General features: G+C 48.4%; 15 protein-coding genes. 8 read left to right on the plus strand and 7 right to left on the minus strand.

Annotated features, from left to right (window positions below; genetic code table 11):
* Positions 1–10 precede the first annotated feature (10 nt).
* Both LAJLEIBI_RS03160 and dgoD read left to right on the plus strand, forming a co-directional pair.
* Entirely contained in the window at positions 11–670 is a 660-nt protein-coding gene (locus tag LAJLEIBI_RS03160) for a bifunctional 4-hydroxy-2-oxoglutarate aldolase/2-dehydro-3-deoxy-phosphogluconate aldolase (protein WP_147570520.1), read from the plus strand.
* Positions 657–1805 (plus strand): galactonate dehydratase, encoded by a 1149-nt coding sequence (gene dgoD / locus LAJLEIBI_RS03165; RefSeq protein ID WP_006444800.1) that lies wholly within the window; start codon positions 657–659, stop codon positions 1803–1805. The genes LAJLEIBI_RS03160 and dgoD overlap by 14 nt, the downstream gene beginning before the upstream one ends.
* Positions 1806–1908: 103 nt before the next feature.
* Here dgoD and LAJLEIBI_RS03170 read toward each other — a convergent pair whose 3' ends face one another.
* The 4 genes from LAJLEIBI_RS03170 to pflB form a co-directional block, all read right to left on the minus strand.
* Positions 1909–2079 carry a DUF362 domain-containing protein gene (locus LAJLEIBI_RS03170; RefSeq protein ID WP_082912677.1) on the minus strand — a complete coding sequence of 57 codons (171 nt, stop codon included), beginning with the start codon at positions 2077–2079 and terminating at the stop codon, positions 1909–1911.
* Positions 2080–2211: 132 nt separating this feature from the next.
* Positions 2212–2964, minus strand: coding sequence for a pyruvate formate-lyase-activating protein (pflA, locus tag LAJLEIBI_RS03175; protein WP_040435942.1), 753 nt, complete (start codon positions 2962–2964; stop codon positions 2212–2214).
* Between the two features lie 99 nt (positions 2965–3063).
* On the minus strand, positions 3064–3306 hold the full coding sequence (grcA3, locus tag LAJLEIBI_RS03180; protein ID WP_006444803.1) for an autonomous glycyl radical cofactor GrcA3: 243 nt from the start codon (positions 3304–3306) through the stop codon (positions 3064–3066).
* Positions 3307–3326: 20 nt separating this feature from the next.
* Positions 3327–5441: a formate C-acetyltransferase gene (pflB, locus tag LAJLEIBI_RS03185; RefSeq protein ID WP_006444804.1), complete on the minus strand. Its 2115-nt coding sequence runs from the start codon at positions 5439–5441 to the stop codon at positions 3327–3329.
* Between the two features lie 241 nt (positions 5442–5682).
* Here pflB and LAJLEIBI_RS03190 point away from each other — a divergent pair, with 241 nt between their 5' ends.
* Both LAJLEIBI_RS03190 and LAJLEIBI_RS03195 read left to right on the plus strand, forming a co-directional pair.
* Positions 5683–6873 (plus strand): substrate-binding domain-containing protein, encoded by a 1191-nt coding sequence (locus tag LAJLEIBI_RS03190; protein ID WP_040435943.1) that lies wholly within the window; start codon positions 5683–5685, stop codon positions 6871–6873.
* Positions 6874–6948: 75 nt separating this feature from the next.
* Positions 6949–8373, plus strand: a complete 1425-nt coding sequence (locus tag LAJLEIBI_RS03195) for a C45 family autoproteolytic acyltransferase/hydolase (RefSeq protein WP_006444806.1) — start codon at positions 6949–6951, stop codon at positions 8371–8373.
* 62 nt (positions 8374–8435) lie between these two features.
* Here the strand turns inward: LAJLEIBI_RS03195 and LAJLEIBI_RS03200 are convergent, their stop codons facing one another.
* Genes LAJLEIBI_RS03200 through LAJLEIBI_RS03210 form a run of 3 tightly spaced genes read right to left on the minus strand, consistent with a single transcriptional unit; the run spans position 8436 to position 12961 of the window.
* Complete coding sequence (locus LAJLEIBI_RS03200) at positions 8436–9851, minus strand: sensor histidine kinase (protein ID WP_006444807.1); 1416 nt, start codon at positions 9849–9851, stop codon at positions 8436–8438.
* An 11-nt stretch (positions 9852–9862) separates the two neighbouring features.
* The gene (locus tag LAJLEIBI_RS03205) at positions 9863–10567 is read right to left on the minus strand and encodes a response regulator transcription factor (RefSeq protein ID WP_006444808.1); all 705 of its coding nucleotides are present in this window, start codon (positions 10565–10567) and stop codon (positions 9863–9865) included.
* An 18-nt stretch (positions 10568–10585) separates the two neighbouring features.
* A complete protein-coding gene (locus tag LAJLEIBI_RS03210) occupies positions 10586–12961 on the minus strand; it encodes an endonuclease MutS2 (RefSeq protein WP_006444809.1) in 2376 nt (791 codons plus the stop codon).
* 118 nt (positions 12962–13079) lie between these two features.
* On the opposite strand from LAJLEIBI_RS03210, the gene LAJLEIBI_RS03215 reads away from it, so the two are divergent.
* The 4 genes from LAJLEIBI_RS03215 to LAJLEIBI_RS03235 all read left to right on the plus strand — a co-directional run bounded on the left by LAJLEIBI_RS03215 (position 13080) and on the right by LAJLEIBI_RS03235 (position 19443).
* Complete coding sequence (locus tag LAJLEIBI_RS03215; protein ID WP_006444810.1) at positions 13080–14354, plus strand: S1C family serine protease; 1275 nt, start codon at positions 13080–13082, stop codon at positions 14352–14354.
* A gap of 16 nt (positions 14355–14370) precedes the next feature.
* Positions 14371–15312, plus strand: a complete 942-nt coding sequence (locus LAJLEIBI_RS03220; protein WP_006444811.1) for a 3'-5' exoribonuclease YhaM family protein — start codon at positions 14371–14373, stop codon at positions 15310–15312.
* Between the two features lie 102 nt (positions 15313–15414).
* Positions 15415–16830 carry a 23S rRNA (uracil(1939)-C(5))-methyltransferase RlmD gene (rlmD, locus tag LAJLEIBI_RS03225; RefSeq protein ID WP_050765564.1) on the plus strand — a complete coding sequence of 472 codons (1416 nt, stop codon included), beginning with the start codon at positions 15415–15417 and terminating at the stop codon, positions 16828–16830.
* 240 nt (positions 16831–17070) lie between these two features.
* Positions 17071–19443, plus strand: a complete 2373-nt coding sequence (locus LAJLEIBI_RS03235; RefSeq protein ID WP_147570521.1) for an AAA family ATPase — start codon at positions 17071–17073, stop codon at positions 19441–19443.
* Positions 19444–20377: the final 934 nt, after the last annotated feature.

Here is a 20377-nt window from a genome sequence, read left to right on the forward strand (position 1 = left end):
GACGATGAAAATGGATATGTATTCTATCATATCAGACAATCCGGTGCTGGCCATTTTCAGAAATGTCCCGCTGGAGCATACGGTAGATTATGCGGAGACTGTTGTGAGAGGGGGGATCTCATTTTTTGAGATCGCGCTCAACAGCAGGGATGGCATAGAACAGATCAGGCTGCTGCGAAAACATTTTGGAGACAGCTGTATGATAGGAGCCGGCACGGCGATCACCGTGGATTCTGCTAAGGCGGCTCTGGACGCGGGGGCGCAGTTCCTGCTCACACCGGGGACTCCGCTCAATGTGCTCGAGTTCTGTGCGGCGGGCGGCATCATGCTTCTGCCCGGGGTACTGACGCCGAGCGACGTGGCGGTAAGCCTGCAGTATGGATTCCGGACGATGAAGCTGTTCCCGGCCAAAAGTGTACCGAGAGGATATGTAAAGGCGTTGAAGGGGCCGTATGACGATACAAATTATATCGCCATCGGCGGAGTGTCGCCGGCCAATATCGGCGAGTTCTTTGAGGAAGGGTACGCGGGAGTCGGAATGGCCGGCGGGCTGATGCCGGAGGAGATCGTTAGGAATGAGAGGTGGGAAGCCGGAGCGGAGTATATCCGGAAGCTTCTGGCAGACAGCAGGCTGCCAAGCAGGGAGGTGCGCTGCCATGAAAATAACTGAAGTAAACACGTATGCGGTCCGGCCGCGGTGGGGCTTTGTTGAGATCGTCACCGATGACGGGTTCACCGGCTGGGGCGAGCCTGTGCTGGAAGGGCATACGAAGGCGGTGCTGGCGTCTGTGCAGGAGATGGCAGACGAGCTGTACGGAAGAGATCCGCTTCATATCGAAGATATATGGACAACGCTCTACCGCGCGGGATTCTACAGAGGCGGCGGGGTGCTCATGAGTGCCATCGCGGGGATAGACCAGGCGCTCTGGGATATCAAGGGCAAGTATTACGGCGCGCCGGTGTATGAACTGCTGGGCGGCGCCTGCCGGAGCAGGATGAAGGTCTACAGATGGATTGGAGGCGACCGGCCTTCGGATGTGAAGGACGCGGCGCTGAGGAAGAAGGAGGAAGGCTTTCGGGCTGTCAAGATGAATGCGACGGAAGAGCTGCAGATGATCGACAGTTATGAGAAGATCGATGCGGTGCTTGAACGGACGGCGGCTGTGAGAGAGGCCTGCGGAAAATACTTTGGCATTGCCATTGATTTTCACGGGCGGGTGCACAGGCCGATGGCAAAGATCCTGGCGAAGAAGCTGGAGGAATTTGACCCGATGTTTATTGAGGAACCTGTGCTGTGTGAACACATGGAGGCATTTTCCGAGATCGCGGCCTGCTGTAATATACCCATCGCCGCGGGGGAGAGGCTTTACACGAAATACGACTTCCGGCGACTGCTGTCCGCAGGGGGCGTGTCGATCGTGCAGCCGGATCTGAGTCACGCGGGAGGGATCACGGAAGTGAGGAAGATCGCGGCCATGGCGGAGGCGTATGACGTGGCTCTGGCGCCTCACTGCCCGCTTGGTCCCGTCGCGCTGGCCAGCTGTTTCCAGGTGGATGCCTGTTCGTACAATGCGGTGATCCAGGAGCAGAGCATGGGAATTCATTATAATGTGGGCAGGTCGGTACTTGATTATGTCTACAATAAGGAAGACTTCTGCTTTGAGGACGGATTTGCGTCTCTGCCGCGTCTGCCGGGCATCGGAGCAGAGATCAACAGAGATCTTGTAGTAAGTGAAAATGAGACGCCTCACACGTGGAAGAACCCGGTATGGCGCCACGAGGACGGTTCTGTCGCGGAGTGGTAGAATGTAACAGAGCCTGTAAAACGGCGGTAATAAAAAAGCATTGTCTGAGATCTGAATTGATCACAGCAATGCTTTTTTCATTATCACTTGATAAAAAAACCGATTAGCCCTGAGAAATAGCTCCTGTTGGACATTGAGCTGCACATGCACCACAATCAACACATGCGTCTGCATCGATTTCATAATGGTCTGCACCCTGAGCAATAGCTCCTACTGGACATTCAGCTTCGCAAGCTCCGCAGCTTACACATTCATCACTAATTACGTGTGCCATAGTATGTACCCTCCTTCTTAATTATCAATAGACATAATCCAATTTTGTCTATCCCTATCATAATACAAATAAATTAAATATACAAGTAAAATCATGCTTTAAATTAAGTACAAAGTTTGAAAAAAGCACCTGTTATCCAGGCGCTTTTTTGGCCTTTTTATAGGCAGACAGTATGACGTTTCTGGCCGCTTCGGCGTCCTCTTTCGAGGGCTCTTTTGTGTCCTTCAGCGGGTAGTCATATCCCATGCTCTCATATTTGGAGCGGCCCATGGAGTGATACGGAAGGACATCCAGCGCCTTCACATTACTGAGCGTGGCCATAAAACGGCCCAGACGCTGGAGATACTCCCTGTAGAACGTAATACCCGGGACAATGACGTGGCGCAGCCAGACAGGGACCTGTTTTTTGTCCAAGTAGCGCGCGAAGTCCAGGATCCGTTGGTTGGAATGACCGGTCAGCGCCTTGTGTCTTTCGTCGTCCATATGCTTGATATCCAGCAGGACCAGGTCCGTTAATGATAATACTTCATCAAGACGGCTCATAAAAGTCTCATTGTGCGGGTTAAACATAATGCCCGATGTGTCTATACACGTGTGGACGCCGTGCCTTTTCAGGTCACGGAACAGCTCGGTCAGGAAGTCCATCTGCATCAACGGCTCCCCTCCGGTCACCGTGACACCGCCGCTCCGGTAAAAAGGAAGGTTGGAATAAAATCCCTGCAGAACCTCCTCCACGCTCATCGTACCCCCCGTCCCCGGCTCCCACGTATCCGGGTTGTGACAATACTGACAGCGCATCGGACAGCCCTGGAAAAAGATGACATAACGGATGCCGGGACCGTCCACCGTCCCGCAGCTTTCAATAGAATGTATAAATCCCTTCAATAGATCAACCCCATTTCTATAGAGGGGACAGGGCGAAGAGCGGTTGGGGACGGGGTTTTTTTCAAAAAACCCCGTCCCCAACCGCGTCTTACCCTGTCCCTACATGTTATTGTGGAAGGTGCGGGCAATGACGTCATCCTGCTGCTCTTTTGTAAGCTTGATGAAGTTTACCGCATATCCGGATACACGCACGGTAAGCTGAGGATAGTTTTCCGGATGCTTCTGCGCGTCCAGTAACGTCTCTTTTGAGAATACGTTTACGTTCAGGTGGTGTCCGCCCTGTTCTACGTATCCGTCCAGCATTGCTACAAGGTTATCTATCTGTTGTTTATTTACTGTCATAACAGTTCCTCCTTTGATGGTTATTCGTTATCTATGCTGTCTTCGATGTTCGGTATATTACATGCAAGGTCTTTGCAGTCTTCTATTCTGTCCAGATCCAGGTCTCCGGCAAATATCTGGTCCTCTTTGCCGAGTGCTCCGGGAATGATGGAGAAGGTGTTGGAGATTCCGTCCTGCGCATGGCGGAACGGTATCTTGGCTACGGAAGCGAGGGAAGCCAGCGCTCCGTGGGTGTCGCGCTGATGCATCGGATTGGCGCCCGGCGCCAGCGGCTCGCCCATCTTACGTCCGTCGGGCGTATTCCCGGTTTTTTTGCCGTATACGACATTGGATGTGATGGTGAGGATGGACATGGTCGGAACGGAGTGGCGGTACGTGTGGTGCTTGCGGATCTTGTCCATGAAACTGCGCACGACCTCCACTGCGATATCGTCCGCCCGGTCGTCGTTGTTGCCGTATTTTGGAAAATCACCTTCCACTTCATAGTCCACGACAAGGCCGTCTTCATCCCGGATCGGTTTCACTTTTGCGTATTTGATGGCGGACAGAGAGTCTGCCACGACGGACAGGCCCGCGATCCCGGTGGCGAAGTAGCGTTTTACCTCGCGGTCGTGGAGCGCCATCTGCAGCTTTTCATAGCTGTACTTGTCGTGCATATAGTGAATGATATTCAAGGTGTTCACATAAAGGCCTGCCAGCCATTCCATCATATCGTCGAATTTGGACATGATGTCGTCATAGTCCAGGTATTCCCCTTCAGCCGGCCGGAAACGGGGACCGACCTGTATCTTCATGCGTTCGTCCACACCGCCGTTGATGGCGTAGAGCAGGCACTTGGCGAGGTTGGCCCTGGCGCCGAAGAACTGCATCTCTTTGCCCACGCGCATGGAGGATACACAGCACGCGATAGCGTAGTCGTCGCCGTGTGTGACCCGCATGAGATCGTCATTTTCATACTGTATGGATGAAGATTTGATGGACATTTTTGCGCAGTATTCTTTGAAATTTTTCGGCAGCTTCGTTGACCAGAGCACGGTCAGGTTCGGCTCAGGGGACGTTCCGAGGTTGTCCAGCGTGTGCAGATAACGGAAAGAAGTCTGTGTGACAAGCGTCCTTCCGTCGATGCCCATGCCGCCGATGGATTCCGTGACCCAGGTCGGATCACCGGAAAAGAGAGAATTATATTCCGGCGTGCGGGCAAATTTCACGAGCCGCAGCTTCATGATAAAGTGGTCGATATATTCCTGCGCCTGTTCTTCCGTTATGAGACCTCTGTCCAGATCCCGCTGAATATAAATGTCAAGGAAGGTGGAAGTACGTCCGAGACTCATGGCGGCTCCGTTCTGCTCCTTCACCGCCGCCAAGTAGCCAAAGTACAGCCACTGGACCGCCTCTTTTGCATTTCTGGCCGGCTTGCTGATATCGAAGCCGTAGATCTCTCCCAGCTTCCGGAGCTCGCCGAGCGCCCGGATCTGCTCGGACAGTTCTTCTCTGAGCCGGATATTATCACCGGTCATTCTGACGAGAGAGGTGCTGAGCTGCTGCTTTTTGTCTTCGATGAGCCAGTCTGTGCCGTACAATGCCACACGGCGGTAGTCGCCGATGATGCGTCCGCGCCCGTATGCGTCGGGAAGTCCAGTGATGATAGCTGATTTTCTTGCGAGACGCATCTCAGGAGTGTAAGCGTCAAAGACGCCCTGGTTGTGTGTCTTCCTGTATTCTGTAAAGATCTTAACGACTTCAGGATCCACTTCATAACCGTTTTCTTTGCAGGCATTTTCTGCCATGCGGATGCCGCCGTAAGGCTGCAGTGAACGTTTAAACGGCTTATCGGTCTGAAAGCCCACGATCTGTTCCTTGTCCTTGTCCAGATATCCCGGCCCGTGTGAGGTGATGCCCGAGACGATGCTTGTGTCCATGTCCAGGACGCCGCCTGCCTCCCGCTCCTGCTTTGACAGCTCCATCACCTGGTCCCACAACTTTCCGGTAGCGCCGGTCGGACCCGCGAGAAAAGAGTCATCTCCTTCATAAGGGGTGTAGTTAAGCTGTATAAAATCTCTCACATTGACAGATGTACGGTTCCAGCGTCCCGGCCGGAAGCCGTCCCAGCTTTCTGCGTGCCATTTGTGTTCCATAATGTCTCCTCCTGTTATTATATAAAACTGTAAAATAATGGTTAACTATGACTAACTTATTTCCTCATCATTATATGGGATAACATATAATCTCGTCAATATATTTGCTTGTACTAAATCGGATACAGTATACAAGCTGAAAACACATATAAAATTAAGAAAATTTTCAACACTTTTTCACTGTTTTAGTGTATAGTGTTTGTTGGAAAAGCAGATTTTATCAGATATGGGAGTGGGATTTATGAAAAAATTATGGAGTGCCGTTGCAGCCGCGCTCTGCGTGACATTACTGTCAAGTGCGTGTGCAGCAGGGAATGTAAGTGATGCAAAAGCAGAAAATACAGAAGATAAAAAGGTAAAAAGCACGGAAAAGGAATATCAGAGAAGTCTCGATATCATACAGCCGAGGGCGTACAGCAATGTGAACGGATTAAAACTGGAGCCGGGCTCTTATCTTTCCATCATAGGAAAGAGTTCTGACGGTCAATACTGGGAGGCTGTCGAAAAAGGTGTCTTACAGGCCGTCAAAGATTTGAACAAAGAGCTGGGATATAAGGGGAAAGACAAGATCAAAGTGACATACAGCGGTCCTGCCACTGCCTATGATGTGGATGACCAGGTGAATATACTGGACGAAGAGCTGGACCGTTATCCGGCGGCGCTCGGGATCTCCATGGTGGATGCAAAGGCGTGTGACGTGCAGTTCGACCTTGCGGCAGAAGGAGATATTCCGGTCGTTGCATTCGATTCCGGAAGTGATTACCAGGGACTGATGGCCACGGTGGAGACAGATAATGACAAAAGCGCCAGAGCAGCAGCTGACAAGCTGGCGGAGGCTGTCAACGAGGCAGGGGAAGTTATCATTTTTGCAAATGATTCCAAATCCAAGTCGTCACAGGAACGGGAACAGTCTTTTACTGCCCAGATCGCGGAGCAGCATCCGGGCGTCACTGTTGTGGACGCCTACCACAGAGACCAGCTGCCTGAGCTGCAAAAGCGGGTGGCGGACGAGATCAACGCTGGAACGTACCAGAAAGACGGCGGGGATAAACCGGAAGAAGAAGTGACTGCGGACAGTATCACAGAAGAAGAGGCAGTCAACTACCTTTTTGCGAAGCATCCAAATGTGAAGGGCTGTTATGCGACGAGCGGAGAGGCAGTGAACGCAGTGGTGGAATCTATGGACAGGCTGGAACTGAAAGATGTGGCTTTAGTGGGATATGACGCGGACGACGCGGAGATCGAAGCGCTTTCCGAGGGCAGGATCACAGGGCTCATTGTCCAGAATCCGTTCGGCATGGGGTATGCCACCGTTGTAGCTGCAGTGCGGGCTGCCATGAAGGCCGGCAACGAAGCGATCGTAAATACCGGCTACACATGGGTGACGAAAGAGAACTATAAAGATAAGGATATCAAAAAACTGTTATATTAAAGTAAATAACACCGGCACGGGACTTAAGCGCCGGAATCAAAGCGGGGACGCAGAGAGGATGAGACAGAAAAGAAATTGAGACAGCTGAATGCAGACAATTACCGCACAGATAAAAACGGCTGGAACTTTGTACATGTGGAAGGCAGCGCATTTGAAAGAGGTGTTTCCTATGGCAGACTTATGGCCGGGGAGATCACCGCGTCGGTTCAGGAGGCTGCCCGGCTTGCAGAGCTTCAGACGGGAATCAGCTGGGAGTATTTCAGGGAGAGTGAAAGGAGCATCCTTCCGAGATGGAAAGCGCATATGGAGCGGGAACCGTACAGGGAGTTTCTGGATGAACTGGAAGGGATGGTCCGGGGCGTTCAGATGGAAGTCAGAGACTGTACGCTGTCCGTGGACGATCTGATCCTCTGGAATGGGTATGAGGAACTTACCGGATACTGGTTCCCTTCTGCTGCAGATGATATTTACCGCAGCCTGCCAGGGCAGCATGGAGCGGCAGGAACAGACAGACACTTCAAGGGGGCGGATGACCACTGCAGTGCTTTTATTGCCACAGGCTCCTACACGGCGGACGGCCGGATCGTCATGGGCCACAACAGCTTCACTCCTTTTGAAAACTGTAATTATATGAATGTGATAGCGGATATAGTGCCGGAACACGGCAGCCCGTTTATCATGCAGACTCTGCCCGGATATATCCACAGCCTGGCAGACGTTTATGAGACGAGGACCGGCAGGGGCGCGGGGCTGATGATCACGGAAACTACGATCGGAGGGTTCAACGTCTATGACTGTGACGGCGCGCCGGAATTTGTGCGTATCCGTTATGCGGTGCAGTATGCAGAGTCGCTGGATGAGTTTGTCCGCCTGTTTTTGGAAAATAACAACGGCGGCTATGCGAATACGTGGCTTGTGGGAGATATCGCCACGAACGAGATCATGCGGTTTGAGGCCGGATTAAAATTCTATCAGATCGACAGGACAGAGGACGGATATTATGCAGGCTTTAACGCGCCGCTGGATGCCCGCATCCGGAATCTTGAATGTGTGGATAGCGGGTTTGCGGATATCCGCAGACATCAGGGAGCAAGACAAGTCAGGATCCCTCAGCTTATGGAGAAGTATAAGGGCAGGCTTAACAATGTCACCGCACAGAAAATACTGGCGGACCATTACGACGTTTACCTGGAGAAAGAGAATCCGTGTTCCAGGACGGTGTGTTCCCACTATGAGCTGGATAAGAGGGAATATATGTGCCAGCCGGGCCGTCCGGCGCCGTATGAGCCGCGGGGGGCAGTCGACGGAGTGACCGCCTCTGCGGACGACGCGCTGGAGCTGAGTCTGTGGGCCAGGTGGGGGAGTTCCTGCGGCATGCCGTTCCATGCGGAGGAATTCTTAAGGGACCACCCGCAGTTCGCGCATCTGAAAGAATTTCTAAAAGACCGCCCGAGCCGTCCATGGACGCGATTTGGAGCAAAGGAAAGCCGTCACGATTAAAGAAGACGCCCTGTGGGGGAAGGCAGTGAACCAACCCCCACAGGGCGTCTTTATCTATTCCTTTATTCCGGCCGGTATTTCGGCAGGGAGAAACTGAATTCCGTGCCGACGCCTTCCGTGCTGACTACGTTGACATTTTCCCCGTGTGCCTGGATAGCCTCTTTGACGATGGCAAGTCCCAGACCAGTGCCTTTTTTGTCCTTTCCGCGTGACAGGTCCGTCTTGTAGAACCGTTCCCAGATCTTGTTGAGCGCGTTTCTTGGAATGCCGATACCATAATCTTTTACAGAGGTAAAAACTTTATCACCCCGCTCGGTAGTTTCAATCGTTACGGCTGATTCTGAATCGCTGAATTTGATCGCATTGTCCAGCAGATTGTAGAGCACCTGCTGGATCTTACGTTTGTCTGCATTTACAAATAAGTGCTTTGTGGCAAATATAAGTTCAATGGACACTTTTTTCTGTGTACATGTGCCTTCAAATGACGCGGCTACATTTTTAATGATCTCATGGATATCAAAAGGTTCTTTATTCAGCAGCAGATTCTGTGTGTCAAATTCATTCAGTGTGAGAAGATCCTGCGTCAAGTCTGTGAGCCGCTCTGTCTCAAATAAAATGATCTTCAGGTACTTTTCCTGAAGCTCCGCCGGTATTGTGCCGTCCGTCATCGCCTCCACATAACCTTTGATGGAAGTGAGAGGAGAACGGAAATCGTGGGATACATTGGCCACAAACTTTTTCTGGTAGTCCTCCATGTCTTTAAGCTGCGACGACATGTAGTTGAGGGAGGCGCCGAGGTAGCCCATCTCATCCTCCGTATTCAGCGGGATCTCGTAATCCAGATTGCCGGAGGCGTACTGGGTGGCGGCTTCCGTTATCTTGCGCAGCGGCCGGTACACGAAGAACTGGAACGCCAGCAGGATGATAAAGGAGAGCGCGTAGATGACGACCATGGAAATGTACACGGAATTAAGAAGCAGGTCCCGAATCTCCATGATATCCGACATACGCTTGTGAATGATGAGATATCCGTTCGGGGTATAGTTGTACACAACCGGCGCGATAACAGTGATCACATCTTCATCAAAGCAGTCGTGGTATTCCCCGACCTGGTACTGTGAGCTGCCGCCTTCTGCCGGATCAAAGTCTTCGATCTGGCCGGGCGCCATGGGATAATTGTCGGACTGGGCGGAGACGAGCACATTACCGTCACGGTCCACAAACCATACGGAGGCGTTCAGATGAGATTCCATGCCTTTCAGCTGAAGGTGCACGTCTGAAGCGGTCAGCCGTTTGGAAAAATAATCGGGAAGATAATCGCTTGCCACGAGGTTGGCTTCCTTGTACATCGTGCCGGACATATACGTCTCCAGGCGTCCCTCGGTCAGTCCCGACGTCAGAGTGGCGATCGTAAAGAAGCCGAGGAATCCGAAGATGATATATACAATTATAAATTTTAGATACAGTGTGCTGCGCATGTGCCTTCCTCTTATTTCACTTCAAATTTATACCCGATTCCCCATACAGTGCTGAGCCCCCATGTACTGTGGTCCTTTATCTTCTCCCGGAGCCGTTTGATATGGACATCCACCGTACGGGTGTCGCCGATGTATTCATAACCCCATATCTGGTCCAGCAGCTGTTCTCTTGTGAACACCTGGTTGGGAGAGGAGGCGAGGAAATATAAAAGCTCCAGCTCCTTTGGTGGCATATCTACATTTGCCCCGTCCACCACAACGGAATAATTCGTCAGATTGATGACGATGCCGGGATATTCCACACATTTCCCCTTGTCCTCCGCCGGTTCCTCTGCCTTCGGCACAGCCTGATAACGGCGGAGCACCGCTTTGACGCGGGCGACGAGTTCCTTGGAGTCAAACGGTTTCATCATGTAGTCGTCCGCGCCGAGTTCTAGGCCGAGCACCTTGTCAAATACTTCTCCCTTGGCGGAGAGCATGATGATCGGTACATTGGATTTGGCGCGGATCTCCCTGCAGACCTGGTATCCGTCGATTCCCGGAAGCATGAGGTCCAGCAGGATCAGGTTCGGCTGATACGTATCGTAGGCGATAAGCGCCTTCTCCCCGTCGTGCACCATCATCGTGTCAAAGCATTCCTTTGTCAGATAGAGGGAGATGAGTTCGGCTATATTTTCATCATCATCCACGATTAAAATTTTCTGTTTGTTCACCATAACTGGCCTCCTTAATGATTATTTCAGTTCAACGATCGTAACGCCCGCATCGCCTTCGCCGAAGGCGCCGAGCCGGTAGGACTTCACGCGCTTCTGCCGCTTCAGGTAATTGTGGATTCCTGTGCGCAGCGCGCCGGTCCCCTTGCCGTGAACGACACGCACCGATGACAGATGTGCCAGCGAGGCGTCGTCAAGATATTTATCGAGCTCGGCCACAGCCTCATCGACTGTTTTGCCGAGAAGATTGATCTCCGCGCTCACCGAGAAGGATTTTCCCATCTTCATTTTGCCCTTGCTTGTCTTGTGCAGCTGTTTGGCAGAATAGGAAGGAGCTTCCTCGATGATCTCCAGGTCGGAGATATTTACCTGAGAACGGAGGATCCCCATCTGGACCGTGACATTCCCCTTTGCGTCCGGAAGGGAATTTACAGTTCCGGTCAGGTTCATACTGAGTACCTTCACAGACTCTCCGAGCTTGAAATCTCCCGGTTTATGCTGTTTCTGCGGCTTTTTCACCTGGCGGTCCATGCCGGATGCGGTGGAAGCCATCTTTTTGCGGAGCCGTTCCCGCTCCCGTTCCATATCCGCGGCTGAGATATTTTCTTTGCCGAATTTATGAAAATTGCGCATCGTCTCGTCGGCCACATCCTTGGCTTCCGCCAGAATGGCATGGGCTTTTTCATTTGCCTCCCGGAGGATGCGTTCCTTCTGCTCATCCAGCTTCTTCTGCTTCTGGCTGGCTTCATCCTTCAGCCGTTCCAGTTCTCTGCGGTAGGACGCGATCTCTGCCTGCTCTTTTTCTATCGTGCGCCGGTTGGCCTCCAGGTCCGCGAGAAGGTCCTCAAAGGACTCATCCTGCTCGGACAGATGCCGCTTTGCCTCCTCTATTATATAGGAAGGAAGTCCAAGCTTTCCGGCGATGGCAAATGCATTGCTCTTGCCGGGGATGCCGATGAGCAGATGATACGTCGGGCGGAGCGTCTCCAGATCAAATTCACAGCACGCATTTTCCACGCCCGGTGTAGTGAGGGCATAGACCTTCAGCTCACTGTAGTGGGTGGTTGCCATCGTGCGGATCCCGCGCTCGTGCAGATGGTTCAGGATGGAGATGGCGAGGGCGGCCCCTTCCGTCGGGTCCGTGCCGGCGCCCAGTTCATCGAACAGGATGAGAGAATGTTCATCTACCTGCTTTAAGAAGGATACGATATTCGTCATATGGGAGGAGAAGGTACTCAGGCTCTGCTCAATACTCTGCTCGTCGCCGATATCGGCGTATACATCATGGAATACGGACAGCTCCGAGCGGTCAAGGGCAGGGATATGAAGTCCTGCCTGGCCCATCAGTGTAAATAATCCTACTGTTTTCAGCGATACGGTCTTCCCCCCCGTATTTGGCCCAGTGACGATGAGCAGGTCAAATGTGTCCCCTAAAGTTATGGTGATCGGCACGACCGTATGCTTATCAAGGAGAGGATGCCTGCCTTCCCGTATGTGAATGCGCCCTTCCGTGTTAAAAAGAGGCATGCTGGCGTTCATATCCAGGGCGAGGGAGCCTTTGGCAAAGATAAAGTCAAGCTCCGTGAGAACCGTGCAGTTTGTACGGATCGTCTGGATGTGTTCCGCTGTCTCAGCGCTCAGCCGGGCGAGGATGACCTGTATCTCCTCCTGCTCTTTTGCATACAGCTCTTTTAGATCATTATTCAGTTTTACGACTGCCATCGGCTCGATAAACAGAGTGGAGCCTGTGGAAGACTGGTCGTGGATCAGCCCCTGTACATGGCCTCTGTGCTCTGCCTTCACAGGGATACAGTATCTGTCGCCGCGCATGGTGATGATAGGATCCTGCAGATACGTGCGCAGTGAACCGTTTACCATGCTGTTTAACGTGTCGTGTACTTTATCGTTGATCTGACCCATCTGGCGCCGGATGCTTTTTAAGGCGCTGCTGGCGTCGTCGCTGATCTCATCCTCTTCAATGATACAGCGCCGGATCTCGCCGGACAGCACGGTGAGCGGCCCAAGCTGCTCAAAAAAGGCGTCGAGACAGTCGGACGATTCGTCCGAATTCTCGCGCCGTCCGTATGCCTTGGCGCGGTTGGCGCACTCCAGAAGCTTACAGATGCGAAGCAGTTCACCGCTTCCGACGACTGCCCCGATCTCCAGCCGTTTCATGGAATCTTCCACAGAACTGTTTCCACTGAAAGAAAGCCGTCCCTTTTTCACGATCCGGGTAAAGGCGGCGGCTGTCTGCTCCTGGGTGATCTGTATCTCCTCCGGAGCAGTCATCGGTTTCAGTTTCCTGCATCGTTCCTTTCCCGCAGGAGAGGACGCGTTTGCGGTCAGCATCTCTATTATCTTATTGTATTCAAGTTTGATTAATGTTTTTTGATTCATATTATTCACCTAGACTTATTCTACCCTATTTGTCCCATAAAGAAAAGGATAAATATTGAACATTCTCCGGCGATACGGTATACTATATTAAGGATTGTAAAGGAGTATTGCCATGTCTATGGAAGAACAGAAAGATCCATTGGAACATACGGAAGAGCAGGAAGAAGAGGAAGCGTTTTCATTTCTGCAGGAAACGATCAAAGACGAGGCGGGCGGGACAAAGAAGACAAGGAAGAGCATACTGCGTATGATCGGACTTGGTCTTGTATTTGGTATTGCTGCCAGCTTTAGCTTTTCTATGCTTAAACCGTGGTTTGAGCAGAACTTTCAGAGCGATCCTGAGAAAGTCACAATTCCGAAAGAGGAAGAAGAAGAGAACACAGCGGACGATGACGGCACAAAGAACAATACACAGCAGGTTCTCGACGAGGAGAGCTACCGGCAGATGATCCAGGCGCTTAATGCGGTCGCCCAGGAAGCTTCTAAAAGTGTCGTGGAGATAAACGGGATATCGGGAGACAGCGACTGGCTGGAGGCTGACTATGATAAGAAGAACAGCGTGTCAGGACTTATCATCGCCGATAACGGGCAGCAGCTCCTCATTCTCGGCAAGACGTCCATATTAAAAGAAAGTAATGAAGTCACCATCACGTTTTATGACGGTAAGACATATAAGGCGGGAGTGAAGAAAAAAGATTCCAACCTCGGTATTGGGATCTATGCAGTCAGACGGGCGGATATCCAGGAGAGCACGTGGTCACAGTCGAAGATCGCAGTGCTCGGAAGTTCCAATTCTCTCGCCAAGGGAGAGACCGCCATAGCGCTCGGAAAACCTTTTAATTATGCAGGCGGCACCGGCTACGGTATTATCTCCTCCAATAAAAATGTCATCGATGTGGCAGACGGCCAGTACCGGCTTATCTGCACGGACATACCGGGCACGGGGAAGGGGACGGGATTCACCGTCAACCTGAAAGGGGAAGTGACTGGCATTATCGACCAGAGTATTTCAGATGAGGACAGTATGAAACTTACAACGGCATACGGCATATCTGATTTGAAAGAACTGATCGAACTTATGTCAAATGGAAAGGCAGTCCCATATATCGGGATCCTCGGCATCGATGTCACAGAGAGTATAGAGCAGCAGGGAATTCCGCAGGGTGTATATGTGAAAGAAGTAGAGGTGGATTCGCCGGCCATGGCGGCGGGGATCCAGAGCGGGGATATCATCACAAGTATTGGCGGCGCAGAGGTGAAGACCGTCTCAGCGTACCAGTCCGTGCTGATCGATAAGGAGGTTGGCAGCAAAGTAAAGATAAGAGGCCAGCGCCAGGGCTCCGGCGGTTATGTTGACATTGATTTTAACGTGACGGTCGGAAGTAAAGAATAAAGAAAGAGGCAGCTATATGAGATACATTAATACCCTTCAGGAGGGCGAGACAATAAGGAACATTTATCTTTGCAAAGGAAAACGTTCCGCAGAGACAAGAAACGGGAAACCATACGATAACCTGCTGCTGCAGGATAAGACGGGAACACTGGACGGAAAAGTCTGGGACCCGAATTCCGGCGGGATCGCAGATTACGACGAGATGGATTTTATAGAATGTTATGGGGAAGTGACGAGCTACAACAACAATCTTCAGCTGAACATCAAGCAGATAAGGAAGGCGCAGGCCGGGGAATACGTGCCGGCAGACTACATGCCGACGACGGAAAAGAGCCCGGAAAGCATGTATGAAGGGCTGCTCGGTTACGTAAGTCAGATCGGCAATACTTACCTTCGTCAGGCGGTGGAATATTATTTTGTAAATGATGAGGAATTTATCAGCAGATTCAAGGCACATTCCGCGGCCAAGAGTGTACACCACGGATTTGCCGGGGGACTGCTGGAACATACACTGAGCGTCGTGAAATTCTGTGAATATATGGTGGGCGCTTATCCAATACTTAACAAAGACTTATTATATGCGGCCGCGATCTGCCATGATATCGGCAAGACTGTGGAGCTTTCCGCATTTCCGGAGAACGATTATACAGACGACGGACAGCTGCTCGGACATATCGTCATCGGAGTGGAGATGGTAAGTGACGCCGTGCGCACGATACCGGACTTTCCGGTTAAGCTTGCCAGCGAACTGAAGCACTGCATCGTGGCGCACCACGGAGAGCTGGAATACGGTTCACCGAAGAAGCCGGCGCTTGCCGAGGCACTTGCACTTAACTTCGCAGACTGCACAGACGCAAAGATGCAGACGCTGACAGAGATATTCAAAGACAAAAACAGCAATGACTGGCTTGGCTATAACCGCCTGTTTGAATCAAACCTGCGGAAGACAAGCGTATAGTTGAATGAAGGGCGCAGAAATAAATTGGGGACGTAGCAAAATGAAAAATGTTACGTCCCGAATTCACTTTTGCCCTGTCCCTTTTGGAAGATGGAGTGTTTTATGAAGAAAAATGATATGGTGAAGGTAACAATTGAAGATATCGGGGTGAACGGTGAAGGTATAGGCAAGGTTGATGGCTATACCTTATTTATTAAGGACGCGGTTATCGGCGATGTGGTGGAGGCCAAGGTGACGAAGGCGAAGAAGAATTACGGGTATGCGAGGCTTGTCAATATTGCTGACGAGTCTGAATTCCGCGTAACACCCCGGTGTGACGTGGCCCGCCAGTGCGGCGGCTGTCAGATCCAGGCGATGTCATATGCCAGACAGCTGGAATATAAAAATGAGAAAGTGCGGAACAATCTTATCCGGCTCGGCGGCGTGCCCCAAGAGCTGCTGGATGAGGTGATGGAACCGGTCTGCGGGATGGAGGAGCCTTACCGGTACCGGAATAAGGCGCAGTTCCCCGTCGGTACGGATCGGGAAGGAAATATCATCACAGGCTTTTATGCCGGCCGGACACATCAGATCATCCCACATATGGACTGTGCGATCGGGAGAGCAGAGAATAAAGAGATCCTGAACATTATTATTTCCTTTATGAAAGAGTTCGGTCTCAGCCCTTATGATGAGACAAGCCATAAAGGGCTTATCCGCCACATCTTGATCCGTACCGGATACCGGACAGGGGAGATCATGGTATGCATTGTGATCAACGGAAATGGAATTCCCCACGGGGATACGCTGGCGGAGCGTCTGGCAGAGATTCCGGGGATGACGAGTGTAACGTACAGTGTGAACCGGGAGAAGACAAATGTGATCATGGGACGTGAGGCAGGACTACTGTGGGGACAGGCATATATAACAGACTATATCGGCGATATAAAATATCAGATCTCTCCGCTTTCGTTCTATCAGGTAAATCCGGTGCAGACGGAGCGTCTTTACGAAACGGCGCTTGAATATGCGGGGCTCCACGGCGATGAGACGGTCTGGGATCTGTACTGCGGCATTGGGACGATCTCCCTGTTTCTGGCGCAGAAGGCAAAGCACGTCTATGGGGTGGAGATCGTTCCCCAGGCAATCGAAGACGCAAAAAAGAATGCGCAGATAAACGGGATCGAGAATGCACGGTTTTATGTCGGAAAGGCAGAGGATGTGCTGCCGGAAAAATATGAAAACGATGGAATCCACGCGGATATAATCGTCGTGGACCCGCCGAGAAAAGGCTGCGAGGAGTCGGTGCTTCATACGATGGTGAAAATGCAGCCGGAGCGGATCGTGTATGTGAGCTGTGATTCCGCGACGCTGGCCCGGGATGTGAAGTATCTTAGGGGGAGCGGGTATGAGGTGAAGAGGGTGAAGGGGGTGGATATGTTTCCGCATACGGGGCATACAGAAGTTGTGTGTTTGCTTTCCAAACTTAAATCGAGCAAACATATTGAAGTGGAATTGAAGATGGATAAACTGATTTAACTGCGACGGAGAGTAAAGCTACCTATGAAGAAATCAAGGAATATGTGTTAGAGCATACCGGCTTAAAGGTAAGTAGTTTGTATATCACACAGGTAAAGCAGAAGTTTGGGATTATTGAGAGGGGGAATTAAAACAAACCTAAAAATAATGGTTTAAAACAACCAATTTGTCCAACAGAAAAAGAAGAGGCAATAAAAGATGTGTTTAGACATTTTCAAATGTTTTAAAGGGGAGGACAAGATGTTAAAAAAGATAAAGTTTAAAGGAGGCTTTTTTACTGAAGAAAAAGAGCTGGAATTATTTATGAATGAAGACAGAATATCACTTCTTTACGGAAAAAATGGTTCCGGAAAGAGTACAATTTCTAATGCTGTGCGTAAGGCAAAGGGGGATGTAGTTGATGAAATAGTCCAAGCTACATTACTTGATAAAAAAGGTATGGCTTTTACGGATACTCAGTGTATTCATGTTTTTAATGAAGATTATGTGAGTTCGCGTGTAAAAATACGAGATGATGGGCTAAATGCAATTATTCTTTTGGGTGAGTTAGGTAATCTTGAAAATAAAATATTGGATTTGGAACTTAGAATTGAAGCTGAATCTAACAGAAATGCAGAATTTAAAACAGCTGCTGGCGAATATAAAGACAGAGATAATATAAAGTCTCCAAGCAACTGTAGATTTCGGATTAACCTCGGACTGTCTGGAAATGGACATTGGGCTGAACGAGAAAAGATTATTAATAATGGAAAACGCAATGCCAGCGTTACGGGTAAAGTAATTGATTCTATTATTGCGTTGCGACCTGCCGAAACACTGTCAAATTTGAGAAAGCGTTATGAAGAAAATCTTCAACTATTAAGTCAGGTAATAGCTAATGAAGCGGCTCAGATTAGAAGTACTGTGAAATTGAATGTTCCATATAATGAAAAGGTATTGCAAAATCTTCTTTCACAGAAAGTTGAAAGACCGATGTTGTCAGATCGTGAGCAATATCTTCTTCAGCTAATTGATGACGGGAAATTAGAGCAAATTAATGAAATGAAGTCAGTATTTTCGAAAGAAAAAACAAAGAAATGTCCTTTTTGCTTTCAGGAAATCTCGGATCAAGGTAAACGAGATTTGATTGGCAGCATAGAGAAAGTATTATCGAAAGAAGTTGATATTCATGAGGAAAACCTCAAAAAATGCATTATACAGGAATTGAACATAGATTTTTCTGGCATGGATGTCTTGAATTCACCTAATTATATAAAATGTAAGGATGTAGTGGAAGAAATCAATAAGGAGATATTTAAGATACGAGAAATTATCCTTAAAAAGATTAACCATCCATATACACCTATTACTGGTTTTGAGAGCTACCTGATTGATAAACTTGAACAATATGAATTGTTTAGGACTAAGTTGCAGCAGGAAATAGAAACTTACAACAATGCAGTTAAAAAAATTGGAACGCTTAAAAGAAATCTCACAACTGATAATGCAGCCATTGCACATTGTGAGGTTTCTAGGGATATTGAGTTATTGAAGCAAGCCTTGGAGGATCAGAGGAACGCTGATGAAGCATTAAAAGAATCTGACGAGAAAATCAAAAATCTCAATGATGAGCTGAATGTCCTAAAATCTCGAAAGAAAAATATAAAAATAGCAGTCAACTTGATTAATAAAAGTCTCAGATATGTGTTCTTTTCAAAGGATAGATTAGAAATCAAAGTTGAAGAAGATAAATATGTATTGTATGCTCATGGAAAGGCAGTAAAGCCTAACAATGTGTCTGTTGGTGAAAGAAATATTATTGCTTTATGCTACTTTTTTACAGAACTGATTATGAATCAGGAGGCGAAAGACGGGTATTCAAAAAAACTAATCCTTGTTATTGATGATCCCGTATCAAGTTTTGATTTTGAAAACAAAGTGGGAATTATGTCACTGCTGAAAGCTAAGTTGGCAGATATTGTTAAAACTAATCCAGAAAGCCAAATTCTAGTAATGACACATGATATTCAGTGTTTATATGATCTTCAGAAAATTGGACAGGACGTTTGCAACGAATATAAGAAAGAAAGCAACGGAAAAAAGAAAGTTACATATGCTTGTTGTGAATTGAAAAACAAAGAGATTATTTCATTCAATTATACAAAGCGAAATGAATATTCTGAGATTTTAAAGACTGTATATGATTATGCTTGTAGTAAGAATGAAAATGACGCTCTGATTGTTGGAAACTCAATGCGACGAGTGATGGAGGCATTCTCAACATTTGTGTATAAAAAAGGAATAGCAGAGATTTCCTGTGATGATACGATTTTGCAACAGATTGGAGACAGAGATTACATTGATTACTTCAAAAATCTAATGTACAGGCTTGTGCTTAATGGTGATAGTCACATGCTAGAGAGAACAAATAGTTTGGATGACGTGGATTATTTGTATTTTTTAAGTGATGGAGAACGACGGAGGACTGCACAGGAAGTTATTTGTTTCATTTATTTATTAAATAAGAGACATATTTTGGCACACTTGGAAGGGAAGCAAAACATTGAAACCAACATTCAAAAGTGGTGTGCAGACATAAAAAGTTTTTGTGTAGGCGATGAAGTAATGGCGTGACTATATTCCATAGAAACTAGAAGTGCACGTCTATATTTAACCATAGGCATGTATAGAGGTAAAACAAACCAATGGTTGAGCCGGTAATCAGGATTCTTTGAAAAAAGTAAGAAATGAATGAAACGGAGCGAAGGAAATTTCTACTTTAGATATTTTAAAAGGTTGCGACCCATAGGAGAATTAGAATAATGATCAGTAACTTAAGTCCACTGAATTTCAGCTTTTTATCATTAAACATGTTGTGGAAGTAGGTTTGGACAAAAATGAGCAAGTTGAGACGATTGTTCTTTTATCCAAATTAAAATTGTCCAAATCTATTGGGGTTTAAATTGAACTTGAAGAGATAGATTTGATAACGGCAGAGATTTAGTAACCTATGATGAAATAAAGTAATATGTGCTTGATACAGGTAATGATGGATAGTGATCTGGTTACACCCTATCAGGTAGAGACGGGTATTTAATCAAGCAGTAAAAGAAATATTGCACATTTCCCAAATGAGTTCCTATTACATTAAAGGTTTATTTAGATGGGAATACGGCTTAGTTAGATTGCACATCATTTGTCGTAACACTTCTCTTATAATAAGTAAATAATTAGGGAAGATGCACTGTTATTTTTGGTATAATACACTTATAATGTTATTATAATACTTTGGAAAAGAGGTGTATAATACTTGCGTATAGAAGAATATATACCAAATAAAATAATGGAACTTTGTTCAAAAATTTTTACTGTTGATGATAATATACCCAATCTATCGGAAGAGTAAAATGATATTCCGCGAATGTGGGATAATCTTAAGATAGAAGAAAAGGGGTTTATAAAAAATTGTATGGAATGCATAAAAAAATGAGGAGTGGTCTTTGATTTAAGAGGCTATTCGTTTTTACGCTGTTTAATAAAGCTTTATTCTTATGATGTGTTAGGTATA

This window comes from [Clostridium] hylemonae DSM 15053 (genome assembly GCF_008281175.1).
Lineage (GTDB): Bacteria > Bacillota > Clostridia > Lachnospirales > Lachnospiraceae > Extibacter > Extibacter hylemonae.